At 38.4% G+C, this 14,548-nt stretch carries 10 protein-coding genes and 1 pseudogene; 9 read left to right on the top strand and 2 right to left on the bottom strand.

Going from position 1 to position 14,548, the window contains the following annotated elements; translation table 11 throughout:
• Positions 1–450 precede the first annotated feature (450 nt).
• The 3 genes from HMPREF2887_RS01120 to HMPREF2887_RS01110 are packed head-to-tail and all read left to right on the top strand — an operon-like array spanning position 451 to position 3,166.
• Positions 451–1,056, top strand: coding sequence for a C39 family peptidase (locus tag HMPREF2887_RS01120; protein WP_021001491.1), 606 nt, complete (start codon positions 451–453; stop codon positions 1,054–1,056).
• Entirely contained in the window at positions 1,046–2,197 is a 1,152-nt protein-coding gene (locus HMPREF2887_RS01115; protein WP_057489596.1) for a hypothetical protein, read from the top strand. The genes HMPREF2887_RS01120 and HMPREF2887_RS01115 overlap by 11 nt, the downstream gene beginning before the upstream one ends.
• Before the next feature lie 18 nt (positions 2,198–2,215).
• Positions 2,216–3,166 (top strand): C39 family peptidase, encoded by a 951-nt coding sequence (locus HMPREF2887_RS01110; protein ID WP_057489597.1) that lies wholly within the window; start codon positions 2,216–2,218, stop codon positions 3,164–3,166.
• A gap of 568 nt (positions 3,167–3,734) precedes the next feature.
• Here the strand turns inward: HMPREF2887_RS01110 and HMPREF2887_RS01105 are convergent.
• Entirely contained in the window at positions 3,735–4,748 is a 1,014-nt protein-coding gene (locus HMPREF2887_RS01105) for a lactonase family protein (protein WP_041784004.1), read from the bottom strand.
• A 351-nt stretch (positions 4,749–5,099) separates the two neighbouring features.
• Here HMPREF2887_RS01105 and HMPREF2887_RS01095 point away from each other — a divergent pair, with 351 nt between their 5' ends.
• From HMPREF2887_RS01095 to budA, 6 genes are all read left to right on the top strand, one after another.
• A complete protein-coding gene (locus tag HMPREF2887_RS01095) occupies positions 5,100–5,756 on the top strand; it encodes a response regulator transcription factor (RefSeq protein WP_003025323.1) in 657 nt (218 codons plus the stop codon).
• Positions 5,753–7,129, top strand: coding sequence for a sensor histidine kinase (locus HMPREF2887_RS01090; protein ID WP_003025321.1), 1,377 nt, complete (start codon positions 5,753–5,755; stop codon positions 7,127–7,129). The genes HMPREF2887_RS01095 and HMPREF2887_RS01090 overlap by 4 nt, the downstream gene beginning before the upstream one ends.
• Positions 7,130–7,278: 149 nt before the next feature.
• Positions 7,279–8,457, top strand: coding sequence for an AI-2E family transporter (locus HMPREF2887_RS01085; RefSeq protein ID WP_003025319.1), 1,179 nt, complete (start codon positions 7,279–7,281; stop codon positions 8,455–8,457).
• The gene (locus HMPREF2887_RS01080) at positions 8,444–9,673 is read left to right on the top strand and encodes a tetratricopeptide repeat protein (protein WP_081026669.1); all 1,230 of its coding nucleotides are present in this window, start codon (positions 8,444–8,446) and stop codon (positions 9,671–9,673) included. Before HMPREF2887_RS01085 ends, HMPREF2887_RS01080 begins: the two co-directional genes overlap by 14 nt.
• An 82-nt stretch (positions 9,674–9,755) precedes the next feature.
• Positions 9,756–11,420, top strand: coding sequence for an acetolactate synthase AlsS (gene alsS, locus HMPREF2887_RS01075; protein ID WP_057489599.1), 1,665 nt, complete (start codon positions 9,756–9,758; stop codon positions 11,418–11,420).
• A gap of 153 nt (positions 11,421–11,573) precedes the next feature.
• The gene (budA, locus tag HMPREF2887_RS01070; protein ID WP_057489600.1) at positions 11,574–12,293 is read left to right on the top strand and encodes an acetolactate decarboxylase; all 720 of its coding nucleotides are present in this window, start codon (positions 11,574–11,576) and stop codon (positions 12,291–12,293) included.
• 605 nt (positions 12,294–12,898) lie between these two features.
• Here budA and fbp62 read toward each other — a convergent pair.
• Positions 12,899–14,546 (bottom strand): annotated as a pseudogene (gene fbp62, locus HMPREF2887_RS01065) (Rqc2 family fibronectin-binding protein Fbp62).
• Between the last annotated feature and the right edge of the window lie 2 nt (positions 14,547–14,548).

Raw genomic sequence — 14,548 nt, 5'->3', positions numbered from 1 at the left:
GTATTATATGAAAATACGATTGTTCTATTCCTTTTTATAAGAAAATTACGTGGATCCTCAATGGATAAATGTATAGGTGTTTTTTAATTCTTTACTTTCGGATCAGTCAAAAAGTAGGCAATGTTTTTTTAAGTAGCCCAGAATAATGGTAGCAATTTGTGAACTGATTTTATAGAAAGCTTTTTCTGTTCAATGCTCATTTGAATGTCATTACGGTCTGAGAGGGTTAAATGTTTGTATTTTAGTTTAATAAGTCCTACTAATGTTTTGCACTATTTTGTCATTTCAATCTAACTCTTATTTGTGATGAAAACTGGAGGTGACTTTAAGAAATTACCATTGAATTTGACATTGGATATTTATACATAATTAGTTGACAAATTAAAAGAAAAACATTAAAATTAAAGTGTAAGCGGATGCATTTGTTTAATAAAAATAAAGGAGTAAAAAGTGGTTAATGGAGGTGTTGATTTGTTAACACCTTCAGAATACCCTCCTCTTGAGATAGGCTCAGGAACAAATACGTTGAAAGCAAAGCCACAACAAGTTATTTTAAATATACCATTCCAAACACAGATTAATGATTATTACTGTGGACCAGCATCGGCTTCTATGATTGTTAGGTCATTAGGATATAATAAAAGCCAACATCAAATGGCTGCACTATTGGGGACTACAACCAATGGTACTAATGCTGGTAATGGAGTAGCCAATGCATTGAATGCTGTTGTAGCTGGTTCAAGATATAGATTTAATTGGGAGTGGCACACCTATACACAAATTAATAAAATGAAAAATCATATTACAGAGGCACTGAGTTGGGGAAATCCAGTTATGGTAAATACAATGGAAAGCCCTGGGGATGTGTATCTTCAAGGTCATAATATCGGAACAGCTTTGTATCATTTTGGTGTTATAGGAGACTATTTTGATAACGGGAACTCGGTTACATATGTTGACCCAGGATATGGAAGATATGGTGGTTTTGTTATGAACCAACGAGTTACGATTCGAAATATGAGCTATGCAACTGGTGGCCGTGGTTATGCATGGTAATAGTTTAGTTAGAATTTATCCCCTCTTTTTGATTTACATTGTTCTTCTTCTTTTAACAGGTTGTTCAAATAGGGATAATGCGAGTTTATCAAGTAATTCAACTGAGACAAAAACTAACCAGATTTCAGATGCAACAGCATTTAAAACTGTTGCATCTGAAGAATTATTGAAACCTTCTATAAAAATTTCTTATCCTGAAGGGGTATATTTCACTCCTACCTATCTTACAGATGATTCACTAGTCATAGGTGAAGCGTATGATATGAATAATCAAAGTGAAAATTATTTGGCAGTTCTAAACATTAAAGATAGAAGTTTTAAAAAAATAAAATATGTGGATAAAACATCGGAAATAGTAACTATTATTGTTAATTATGCCGATAAAGATTACATTATTTTTGAGGAATTTGATCAAGTAAATCGTAAATCAATATATTTTATCTTTAATTTACGTGAGGGTGACTATAAAATCATTCATTCAGTTTTAAATGTAAATCCTATTCATTATACGCAAATAGCGAGACAGGGTAATAAATTATATATGAATATGTTTTATAAGTCTGATATTTATAGAACGTATTCCTTTTATTTATTGTCTGGAAACATGAAAGTAATTGAAAAAGAAAATAGTAGTCACCCAATTTATTTTAATGGGAATGTATATTATATTTTAATAGATAACAGTCATCAAATTACCAAGATAATTAAATATAATGAACATGACGAATTAAAAAAAGAAGTCAAGGAATTATCTAGGAAAGATAACTTTTATAATGGGCTTTTTTCTAATGATAAAAATGTTATTATATCCGAATATAAACTTGGAATAAACTATTTATCTTTAGGAAATATAGAAACAGAAAAACAATTCTTTTCTTCCAATTGGATTGAAACTCTTGATTATAAAGGAAATTATATTACATTTTTAGGCGATAGAATTGATAAAGATAGGGTTAGACCACAATATTATTTATTTGATCTTAAAAAAATGATTAATTACAACTATGATGATGGGATTATTCTATTATCAAAAACAGGTATTTTCTGGGTTGATTTTTTAAAGGATGAAAAAGAAATTGAGAAGGGACAAATTTTCACCAATGACAATTCTGTAATGAGATACCTCGCCTTTGATGAATAAAAGAAAGGGGTGACAAGCATGAAAAAGAATATTGGAATGCTAGTGTGTTTGCTGTCAATCATAGCACTAGCTGCTTGTGCTAGTAGTCAAAATTCTTCACCTTCCTCCAAAAACAATAGCACGTCTTCCTCGAAAGTTTCTGAGCAATCTAAGTCTAAAAATAAGACAGATGCTACAAAGGGGTCAACTGTAGATTCTAGTAAAAAATCAGAAAGTTCTGATAAAGAACAGAGTTCGGTAGCGTCCTCACAGTCTAGCAGTGACCCGCAAACAAGTCCAACACAAGGCGGGGAGTCAGGAGAAGTCAAACCAAGTGAGAGGGTGGAGGAAAATCCTCCGATGGACCCTAGTGTTGCAGCGGGGCTGTTGATTGAAAAAGGTATGCAAGGCAGTCAGGTTCAGGCTGTGGGAGGGCAGAGAGTGCGGTTAAATGTACCTCTCATTATCCAGCGTTATTGGAATTACTGCGCTCCGGCAACAGTTTCCATGATGTTAGCTAGTAGAGGGATAAATGTTGATCAGGCTCAATTAGCTAATGAAATGGGAACAGATGAATCTTTCGGGACACATAACAGCAATGCGATAAGAGTTTTGAATAGATATATGTTTGGCTATGATGCTCCTTATGGCAATCAGGCGGGATATAGATTGGCCACAGTGACAAATCCAAGTTCTGATTCAGAAGATATGAGGTTATTCAAGCAGCGTCTGATTCAAAATATCAATGACGGTTATCCAATGTATTATACTTTTGATAATTCAAAAATGTATCCCGGCAGAAGCGGTGAGCACAATGTTATCGGAGTAGGCTATGTGCTAACAGCAGATGGGGCAGATGTTGCCTATGTATATTATTTGGATCCGTCTTATATGGTTCAGGATCCTGTTTATGGAGGCTTGAAGATAGTTAGTCCTGAAGAACTGCTAAATGCCATGGTTACTTGCATGGAGCCCAATTATGGGTGGTAGCAAAAATTATGGGCAGAGCATTCGTTAGATAGACGAAAGGAAACGACACCTCTAAAGTTAGATTTTGATGTCTAGTCTAGCTTTAGAGGTGTTTTTTCTATAAATAATATAGTTTGTATTTTGCAGTGTATTCCCTTTCTAGGGCAAAGAATCTGTCAAAGTAGGTTAAATTTTAATTCCTAAAAAGTTGCTTATCAGTTTATTTTGGTCTTCTTCAAACAAGTTTAATTTTTTATTCGTTTAAGATATTTTCTCAAGTGATTTTTCATATAATTTTGAATCAGATAAATCACTTGTTCATGCAGACAATCTTATTTATTGTAATTTTAATTGTTTTTGAGAAATGTTCAATAACTTGATCTTATAAACTTATAACCAATGCCTTTCAAATTTTCTTCTACTTATATTGAATGAAAATCTCAGATTTCAGCAGGAATGCGTTTTTTATTTTAGGAATTATATAACAGTCTACACCAATCACAATATGTAGTTTTTTAAAACATGATTTTTGTAAATTTGACAACTATACTGTGCAATTGTGTAAATAGGTATGTAATCCCCTTATTTTTTAATGAGTAAAAGCAACACAAACGCCTTCCGGGACAAAGAAATCATGTGAGATTTCTGTTAGTTTTCCTGTTTCTGGGTCGCGTTTGAGGACAGTGGCATTGTCTGAGTCCTGATGAACTGCAATAATATACTGTTGATCTGGTGTAATATTAAAATCTCGTGGATTTTTTCCGTTAGTTGGAACAATTTCTACAAGTTCAAGAGTTCCGTCTCCTACCACTTTGTAAACAGCAATTGAATTATGCCCACGATTAGAACCGTAAAGGAACCGACCATCTGTAGATAAACGAATAGCAGCTGTTCCATTAAATTCTGAAAAGTCTTCTGGTAAGGTTGAAATAGTTTGTAGGCGTTCAAATTGACCATCACCATCATAAATTAAAACTTCAATGGTAGAGTTTAATTCACAAATAAGATAAGCGATTTTGTAATGAGGATGAAATACGATATGACGTGGACCAGCACCAGATGTCGCGTGATAGGTATCTAATCGGATTAACCGACCATAATCACTAATGTCATATGTAATGACTTCGTCAGTCCCTAAATCACACGTAACCAGATACTTATCGGGTGTTAAATCTGCAAAATGCACATGAGCAGCAGCTTGGTTTTCATGAGGACCGTAGCCGATATGAACATCAGAATCAACTAATTTAAGGCTGCCATTTTCTTGTCGTCTATAAACTAAGACTTGCCCCTTATGATAGTTTGCTCCGTAGACAAGACTTCTTGTTTCATCGACACTCACATAGCAGAGAGGAGCTCCCTCAGCTACAACATGGTTGAGTAATTGGAATGTTTTATTGTAAGCTGCAATACCTCCTTCCCCATATTCAGCTCCGACAGAGTACAGGTGATGCTGCTTGTCAAAAGCTAAATACGTAGGATTTGGCTCTTTTACAATAAGTGTTAAATTTGCCAGTTCTCCTGTGCTAGTATCAAAATCAGCTTTGTAAATTCCTTCTGAGCTACGACGTGTATAAGTTCCAAAATAAACTGTTTGTGTCATCATTCACCTCGAAATATTTGATACTTTTATTATAACACAAAAAGAAATGAAATGGTTTTCACAAATGAAAGCTGCTGTCAGTTTTATAATGAAAAAATAGATAAAAAATAGATTCGAGATAGGATGGGAACAGATAACTTTGATACAATAAAAATAGATTTGTGGGTGTTTGTGCTAACAATTATGGTTGTCTGTTTGACTTCTGAAAAATGTTTAGTTTTTTGGAAGAAAGTTTTTATCCTACATCACGGTTCAATCTTTGTAAGTTCACTATTTTGTTGTATAATAAAAGTAATCTTTACATTGATTAGCAGTCATTTAATTTTATATCTATATTTTAAGGAGTAAGAAATGCATAAGATTTTAGTAGTAGAAGATGACACTACGATTAATCAAGTGATTTGTGAATTTTTGAAAGAAAATCATTATGAGGTGACACCAGTTTTTGACGGGGCAGAAGCCCTACGTGAATTTGAGGAAAAATCGTTTGACCTCATCATTTTGGACGTTATGTTGCCCTCTATGAGCGGTTTGGATGTGTTGAAGGAAATCCGGAAGACGTCGCAGGTACCAGTTATGATGTTAACTGCACTAGATGATGAATATACTCAGCTGGTCAGCTTTAATCACCTTATCAGTGATTATGTTACCAAACCATTTTCGCCACTTATTTTGATGAAACGCATTGAAAATATTTTCCGGAGTACTGTGACAGAATCAGAGATTGTCGTTGGAGACTTACGTGTTTCAATTGACGATTGTACAGTTTATTGGCAAGAAGAGAAAATGTCTCCTACTAAAAAAGAATATGAAATTATCCAAGCTTTAGCTAAAAGAAAAAATCATTTGGTGACTCGGGATCAATTGATGAATACAATTTGGGGTTATAGCGAACTGGATAGTCGTGTATTGGACAATCATGTGAAGAATATTCGCAAAAAAATTCCAGGAATTCCTCTTAAAACCATTACTGGTATGGGCTATCAACTTGGAGGAGAAGAAGAGTGAGAATTGCTAAAAAGCATTTTCTTTTGACAGGAACAATAATTTTTATTGTCGTGACAACGGTTTTAACAACACTCTATTTTGTGATGCCTGTTTATTATGAGCAAGTCAAGCATCGAGAAGCTAAAAGTGAGTTCTTTCAGATTGCTCAGCAAGTTCAAGGAAAACCGTCAGATGATATAGGAAAGCTTTTAAGTGACTACAATCGAAAGAATACACGCGTCTGGTTTAGTATATTAGATGCGAAAGGAAAACTTATTTATCCACATATTGATTTAGCTAATGAAAAGGGAGAATTCCAATTAACAATTTTACCTTCTGACATGAGTTTGAATAATCAAACTAAAAGTATGAGCAAGAAGATAAGAACGGCAGAAGGGACCACATTGACCTTACGTGGGGAATATTCGCTCCAACCAATATCGGATGCTACTTACGTGTTGTTAAGTCTTTATCCTTATATCTTATTCTTTTCGTTAACGTTAGGTGGTATAGTGGCTTTTCTTTATAGTCGATTTGCAACCAAACGCATTACAGATATTTCAGAGAGCACGCGAAAAATGGCAACTCTTTCTCCAGATGTGGCTTGTCCTGTCAAAGGGCGAGATGAAATTTCCACTCTCGCTCAAGATATTAACAGTCTGTATAACAATCTTTTGACAAGTATTGAAGCGCTGCGATTGGAAAATGAGAAAGTTGCTGAAAGTGAACGTGAGAAAGCAGAATTTCTACGGATGACTTCTCATGAGCTGAAAACGCCGATTACCAGCATGATGGGAATTGTGGATGGTATGATTTACGGTGTTGGTGACTTCAAAGATAAAGATAAATACCTGCATAAATGTCGTGAAATTTTGGAAGAGCAATCAAAACTTGTACAGTCTATCTTGGCAATTTCTAAGATTGAAATGCGAATAGAAGCTGAAGAAGAGGACTTTTCACTTAATCAGCTCTTGGAGGAAAACTTGAGCAGCTATAAGATGTTAGCTGATGTGAAAGGCTATCAATTTACTGTACAGTTAGAAGAGCTTCAAGTGCATGGCAACAAGACTTATTTGCTGAAAGCTATTAAAAATTTACTAGATAATGCTTTCCATTATACCTTAGCCGGCGGAGAGATTCTTTTAATGATTAAAGACAGTCAGTTAATCATTGAAAATGATGCAGAACATGTGTTGGATGAACAGCAAATCCAGCAAATATTTCAGCCATTTTATCGTCCGGATTACAGTCGTAACCGCAAAGATGGTGGAACAGGTCTGGGACTCTTTATCGTGCAACAGATTTTGGAAAATCATCATTTGCGCTATCGCTTTGAAGCTGTTGATGACAAACGAATGCGATTTACAATTTTTTTCTCAGATAAAGAAAGCTAAAAGTGGGAATCCGTTCATGAATTGAATGGATGACCGCTTTTTGTGTTTGACTCGGGCGCAAGAAGGAAATTCATAAAGGACTACCCTTTCTTCAAGAATTTTTTAGTGAAAAATGCTACAATGAGATAAATAAAGAAAAGGATGTCTGTATGGAACACAAAAAGAAGGATTTCAGCCTATCATGGTTTTTTCGGTGGTTTTTAGACAATAAGGCAATCACTGTTTTTTTGGTGACCTTATTGTTGGGGTTGAATATTTTTGTATTAAGCAAAATTAGTTTTATTTTTATTCCTGTTCTAGAATTTATCGGAGTTATCATGCTGCCGGTGATTTTAGCAGGGCTTTTGTATTATCTCTTAAATCCAATTGTAGATTTTATGGAGAAACATAAGATCAATCGTTTGGTCGCGATTACGATTGTCTTTATCTTAATTGCTTTGCTCTTGATTTGGGGATTGGCTGTGGCAATTCCAAGTTTGCAGCATCAGATTGTCAGCTTTGCCAAGAATTTACCAGCTAATTTGCAAAAGTCGAATAAAATAATTCAGGATTTTTTGGAAAATCGAATTTCTGATGATGTCAAGCCTCAATTAGAAGAGATTGTGAATAATTTTTCAGTTCAAGTGACGACTTGGGCAAGTAATTTTTCATCGAAAGCAGTGAATTGGGTAAGCACATTGATTAGTACGGCTTCGCAAGTGATTGTAGCCATTATCATCATGCCTTTTATCCTTTTTTATCTTTTGCGAGATGGAAAAAACTTAAAATCTTATTTGACAAAATTCATGCCAACTAAGTTTCGTGAACCAGTCGGACAAATTTTGACAGATGTCAATACGCAGCTTGCCAATTACGTTCGTGGGCAAGTAACTGTAGCTATTATCGTAGCGATAATGTTCATCATTTTCTTTAAAGTAATCGGGCTTCGCTATGCAGTGACACTTGGGGTGACGGCAGGGATTTTAAATTTGATTCCTTATTTGGGAAGTTTTCTAGCTATGCTGCCGGCTCTTGTTCTGGGTTTAATTGCTGGACCAATTATGCTCTTGAAAGTCATTGTGGTCTTTATTGTAGAGCAAACGATTGAAGGGCGGTTTGTGTCGCCATTAATTCTCGGTAGCCAATTGAACATTCATCCAATCAATGTTCTTTTTGTCCTTTTGACAGCGGGATCTATGTTTGGTATCTGGGGCGTTTTACTGGGAATTCCCGTTTATGCGTCTGCAAAAGTTGTGATTGCTGCTATTTTTAAATGGTATAAGAAAGTCAGCGGCTTGTATGAAGAAGAATTGGTAGATGAAACAGGAGAAGAAATTGAACAACAGTGAGAAAATGATCGCTTCTTTGCAAAAGCAGGATTTGGCGCATGCCAATAAATATTTTGAAAGAGCTCTAACAAATGATACAGAGGAAGAATTACTTGAATTAGCCGACTACTTAGAAAGTATCGGCTTTTTCCCTCAAGCGAAGCGAATTTATGAAAAATTAGCTCCTCATTATCCAGAAGCTTATATTAGTTTGGCACAGATTGCTAGTGAAGATGGACAAGTGGAAGAATCGTTTGCTTATCTGGAAGAAATTACTTCTGATAATGACTGGTATGTGACAGCACTCTTAGTCAAAGCTGATCTCTATCAAATGGAAGGCTTGCCAGATGTTGCAAGGGAAAAATTAGCCGAGGCAAAGCAATTGTCTGACGAGCCGTTAGTGACTTTTGGCTTGGCTGAAATAGATTTTGAATTGGGACATTTCAATCAAGCTATTAAAGAGTATGCTAGCTTAGACAATCGCCTGATTTATGAGCAGACGGGTGTTTCTACTTATCAGCGGATTGGCGTTTCCTATGCAAGTTTGGGGAAATTTGAAGTGGCGATTGAATTTTTGGAAAAAGCTTTAGAGATTGAATACGATGATGCTGTAGCCTTTGAATTAGCGACTATTTTATATGACCAGAAAGAATATCAAAAAGCTAATCTATACTTTAAGCAAATTGATACGATTTCACCGGAATTTGAAGGTTATGAGTATGGTTATGCTTTGTCGCTTCATGCAGAACATCAGACAGAAGAAGCATTACGCCTTACGCAGCAGGGTTTGTCGAAAAATCCATTTGATACGCGTCTTTTGTTGCTAGCTTCGCAGCTTTCTTATGAACTTCATGATGAGCAAAAGGCAGAAGATTACCTTTTGAAAGCAAAAGATAATGCGGAAGACTTGGAAGAAATTGTATTGCGTTTGTCTAATCTTTACTTAGAGCAAGAGCGTTTTGATGAAGTTTTGAAATTTGAGGAGCAAGACATAGACAATGTACTGACTAAATGGAATATTGCGCGTGCCTATCAGGCTTTGGAACAGACAACAGCAGCTTTGGAGCGCTATCGACTGTTGCTCTCGGATTTAAAGGAAAATCCAGAATTTTTAGAGCAATATATCTATCTACTTCGTGAAATGGGGGATTTTGAAGAAGCAAAACACCAAGCAGAGCATTATCTTCACTTGGTTCCAGATGATGTGGAGATGCAGGAATTGTACGATAGTTTGTAAAAAGAGTAACAAGCACAATCCTATAAGACGCATGGGAATTATGATATAATGATGAGCGTGATATTCAGGAAGGACGAAGAAAATGACTGAAAAATTTGGTGCGGATTTGATTGTGGATAGTTTAATCAATCACAAGGTAGATTATGTATTTGGGATTCCCGGTGCAAAGATTGACCGTGTGTTTGATACCTTAGAGGACAAAGGCCCACAACTTATCGTTGCTCGTCATGAACAAAATGCTGCTTTTATGGCGCAAGGAATTGGGCGGATTACAGGAGAGCCGGGTGTCGTGATTGCAACGAGTGGACCAGGTGCTTCAAACTTAGCAACGGGCTTGGTTACGGCGACCGCAGAGGGCGACCCAGTGCTGGCTTTGGCTGGTCAGGTCAAACGCTCTGACCTTCTCAAACGCGCTCACCAGTCTATGGACAATGCTGCACTATTTAAGCCGATTACTAAGTATTCAGTCGAAGTGCAAGACGGCAATACTCTTTCAGAAATTATCGCCAATGCTTATCGTCATGCCAAATCAGGAATGCCGGGGGCAAGTTTTATCTCCATTCCACAGGATGTGGTGGATAGTCAGGTTCATGTGAAAGCAATTAAACCGCTGACGGATCCGCAGCTGGGTTCTAGTTCTGTGGCAGACATTAACTATCTAGCGCAAGCGATTAAAAATGCTGTGTTACCGGTTCTTCTCTTGGGAAATGGCGCTTCAAGTGCCAAAGTGACGGCTTCTATTCGTCAGTTATTGGAGCAAGTACAGTTGCCTGTTGTGGAAACATTCCAAGGGGCTGGGATTGTGTCTCGTGAATTGGAAGAAGCTACGTTCTTTGGGCGTGTCGGACTGTTTCGCAATCAGCCGGGTGACATGCTTCTGAAAAAATCTGACCTAGTCATCGCCATCGGTTATGATCCGATTGAGTATGAAGCACGCAACTGGAATGCTGAAATTTCTGCCCGCGTCATTGTGATTGACGTAGAGCCAGCAGAGATTGATACTTACTTCCAACCGGAGCGGGAGCTGATTGGAGATATTGCAAATACTTTGGATTTATTGCTGCCAGCGATTAACGGCTATCAATTACCAGAAGGCTCGCGGGAATATCTGCAAGTGCTGCGAGATAAAATGGACGGTGATGTGAAATTTGATCGCAGCCAAACTGAAAAAGGTCGCCTACACCCGCTGGATATTGTCGAAGTCTTGCAGGAAAATACGACAGATGATATGACAGTTACAGTAGATGTGGGTACGCATTATATTTGGATGGCACGTTATTTCAAGAGCTATGAACCAAGGCATTTGCTTTTTTCAAATGGGATGCAAACGCTAGGCGTGGCATTGCCTTGGGCAATCTCAGCAGCCTTGGTTCGTCCTAACACAAAGATCATTTCTGTGTCTGGCGACGGCGGCTTCCTCTTTTCAGCTCAGGAGCTAGAGACAGCGGTTCGCCTGCAATTGCCAATTATTCATCTTATTTGGAACGATGGTCATTATAATATGGTGGAATTCCAAGAAGAAATGAAATACGGTCGCTCATCTGGAGTGGACTTCGGACCTGTTGATTTTGTTAAATATGCAGAGAGTTTTGGGGCGAAAGGCTTCCGAGCAACCTCTCCAGCAGAATTGACACAGCTGCTTCAAAAAGCTTTAAAGGAAAATGGACCGGTCATCATTGATGTGCCAGTTGATTACAAGGACAGCAGCATGCTGGGAGAAACTATTCTGCCAGATGAGTTTTATTAAATTGAAACTGGGAAGGGCTCAAGACTATTTCAAGAGAGTTCAATTTCTCATTTTCTTGTACGGTTGATGTGTAGTTCAGTATTAGAAAGTAAAAGGCTGGATGTGAGACCCGCTTTTTCAAGGAAAGATAGTAAACATTGTCTAGGAGGAGAAATGGCAGAGCTTGTAACATTATTTCACTACAATACTTTGGGAGCTTTAATGGCAGGGCTTTACAAGGGGACGATGACGATTGAAGAATTGCTTCAACATGGCGATTTAGGGATTGGTACTTTAGACTCTATTGACGGAGAGCTGATTGTGCTTGACGGCAAGGCCTATCAAGCCAAGGGGATAGGAGCAAGTCCTGAAGTGATAGAAGTTTCAATGGATATGACGGTTCCTTATGCTGCAGTGGCTTTCCACCGAGCAGAAGTGCGTTTTCGTCAGGACATTGAGCTGAGCGATGAAGCGCTGGAGAAGCGCATAGAAGCTAGCTGTGTCGGGGAAAATCTTTTTCACTCAATTAAGATTCATGGTGAATTTAGCAGCATGCACGTGCGCATGGCTCCAAAAACCTCTCCGGGAAAGAAGTTCGCAGAAATCGCCGCTCATCAGCCGGAGTACTATGTAGAACACATTTCGGGAACAATCGTTGGCTTTTGGACGCCAGAGTTGTTTCACGGTGTCAGCGTAGCCGGTTTTCATCTTCATTTTCTATCTGATGACCACCAATTCGGCGGACATGTTATGGATTTTGTCATGAAGAATGGAGAGGTTGAAATCGGAACGATTGCAGCATTGGAGCAGCGTTTTCCTGTTCAAGACCAAGAGTTTCTCGCTGCCAAATTGAATGTGGCGGAGCTAAAAGAAGATATTGAGAAATCTGAATAAAAGGCGGCGGGGTAGGTTTAAGAGACTTACATACACCTTAAATAGTCTGAAATAGAATACAAAGGTTGGAATTCAGTTTCCAACCTTTTTTAGGTCTGTCGCCCCGGTCGAAGAAGTGAACGAGACTTGGTTTAAGCTGTCGTTCTGGTCGACGGAGTGATAGGAATTGGTTTAAGCTGTCGCCTTGGTCGATGGAGAGAATGAGACTTGGGTTAGCCTGTCGCCCCGGTCGACGGAGAGAATAAGACTTGTTTTAGTCTGTCGTCCCGATCGACGGAGAGAATGGGAATTAGTTTAAACTGCCGCCCACGTCGACGACCTATCTAAGAACTGGTTCACTCCGTCTGAGGGTCGGATAGATTGTCAGAAAAGTGGTTCACTCCGTCCGAGGGTCAGATAGTCTGCCTAAGAACTGCTTCACTCCGTCCGAGGGTCAGATAGTTTGCCTGAGAACTGATTCACTTCATCCGAGGGTCGGACAGCCTGCCTGAAAACTGGTTTGCTTCGTCCGAGGGTCGGACAGCTTGCCAGAAAAGTGGTTCACTTCGTCTGAGGGTCGGCCGTACGAAGAGTCGTCAGAAAAAGGTGCCGATTAGCGGACACCTTTACATTTTCATAGATTTGATTTTGGCTTCATCGGGAGTGACCCGCAGGGTCTTTTGTCCAGTATAGGTCACAAAACCGGGCTTGCCACCGGTTGGCTTATTGAGCTTTTTGACTTCAATCATATCCACCTGAACAAGATTGGACAATCTCGCCTTAGAAAAGTATGCCGCCAATTCCGCAGCATCTGTCTTGACCTCATCACTTGGTTGCAGATTGCCTGTGATGACCACGTGACTGCCGGGAATATCCTTGGCATGAAACCAAAGTTCCTCTTTTTTAGCCATTTTAAAGGTCAGCTCATCATTTTGCAGATTGTTTCGTCCAACCAGAATAACTGTCTGTCCATCAGTAGACAAATATTTCTCAGGTTTTTTTCGTTTTTGGATCTTTTCACGCTGACGCCGGCGAATAAAACCGGTCTGAATCAATTCTTCTCGGATTTCTGTAATTTCTGTGAGATTAGCTTGTGACAAAGCTGTTTCTACGCTCTCCAAATATTGAATGGTCTCTTTAGTTTCTTCAATCAGTCCCGTTAAATGCTTGACTGCTTCTTTCAGCTTTTGGTATTTCTTAAAATAGCGCTGAGCATTTTGGTTAGGGGTCAAAGCTTTATCCAACACAATAGTAATTTTCTCGCTTGTGTAGTAATTGTCCAGTTCTACTTGGTCTTGATTGTTTGGAACTTGGTGCAAAAAAGTAGTGAGGAGTTCTCCTTTTTGGCGAAATTCTTCAGCATTTTCAGTCGCGACCAGTTCTTGCTCTTGTTTCGTTAATTTTTTACGATTTTTTCTAATTCATTCTCCACTCGATGAATCAGTTCGCTGGCTTGTTGATTAACGCGATCGCGCTCTGCCTTATCTTGATAGAAAGCATCTAACAATTGTGATAAACTAGGAAATTCTTTCTGACTATCCGCAAAGAGAATGGGGGTAAATGACTTGCTAGTCAGGGTTGCCTGAGTGGAGCTAGTGAAGAAGGCGCGAAAGATTTTAACTTATCACTTGTTAAGCGCTGACTGAGTTCGGCTGCTGTATCTCGCCCCAATCCTTGAAATAGCTTTTGTAAAGAACGAGCCGATAAATCCTCTGTCTGGAGAATTTCAAATAACTTTCCATCAGAAATCGTAAACGGATTGCGACTGCCTGTTTGAGGTGGAGTGACATAGGTTGAGCCCGGCAGAATCGTGCGATAACTATTTTGAGAAAAGCCAACATGTTTAATAGCTTCAATAATATTGCCGCTTGCCTTATCCATTAGGATGATATTGCTGTGTTTGCCCATGATTTCGATGACTAGAGTTGCTGCCACGCTATCTCCAATTTCATTTTTGTTGGAGACAGAAATTTCTAAAACTCGATCATTATCAATCTGTTCAATGCTTTCAATCGTGGCGCCTTGCAAGTATTTCCGCATGACCATAATGAATGTATTAGGCACTGCGGGATTTTCAAAGCTGGTATTGGTTAGTTGAATGCGACCAAAAACAGGGTGAGCGGATAAGAGTAATTTGTGATTTTGCCGCTTGCTGCGGATTTGCAGCACTAATTCCTGCTCAAAAGGTTGGTTGATTTTTTGAATACGACCATATAGCAACTCTTGCCGCAATTCCTCTGTCATGTGGTGTAAAAAAAATCCGTCAAAGGACATGT

The organism is Streptococcus sp. HMSC071H03 (assembly GCF_001813035.1).
GTDB classification, from domain to species: Bacteria; Bacillota; Bacilli; order Lactobacillales; family Streptococcaceae; genus Streptococcus; species Streptococcus anginosus.
The sequence above is the reverse complement of the archived record's forward strand: the minus strand, read 5'-3'. Positions and strand labels throughout refer to the sequence as shown.

Excerpts from the sequence above, each read along its gene's own strand:
- HMPREF2887_RS01115 (WP_057489596.1), top strand. The coding sequence starts at position 1,046 with ATGCATGGTAATAGTTTAGTTAGAATTTATCCCCTCTTTTTGATTTAC.
- HMPREF2887_RS01110 (WP_057489597.1), top strand. The coding sequence starts at position 2,216 with ATGAAAAAGAATATTGGAATGCTAGTGTGTTTGCTGTCAATCATAGCA.
- HMPREF2887_RS01105 (WP_041784004.1), bottom strand. The coding sequence starts at position 4,748 with ATGACACAAACAGTTTATTTTGGAACTTATACACGTCGTAGCTCAGAA.
- HMPREF2887_RS01095 (WP_003025323.1), top strand. The coding sequence starts at position 5,100 with ATGCATAAGATTTTAGTAGTAGAAGATGACACTACGATTAATCAAGTG.
- HMPREF2887_RS01085 (WP_003025319.1), top strand. The coding sequence starts at position 7,279 with ATGGAACACAAAAAGAAGGATTTCAGCCTATCATGGTTTTTTCGGTGG.
- alsS (WP_057489599.1), top strand. The coding sequence starts at position 9,756 with ATGACTGAAAAATTTGGTGCGGATTTGATTGTGGATAGTTTAATCAAT.
- budA (WP_057489600.1), top strand. The coding sequence starts at position 11,574 with ATGGCAGAGCTTGTAACATTATTTCACTACAATACTTTGGGAGCTTTA.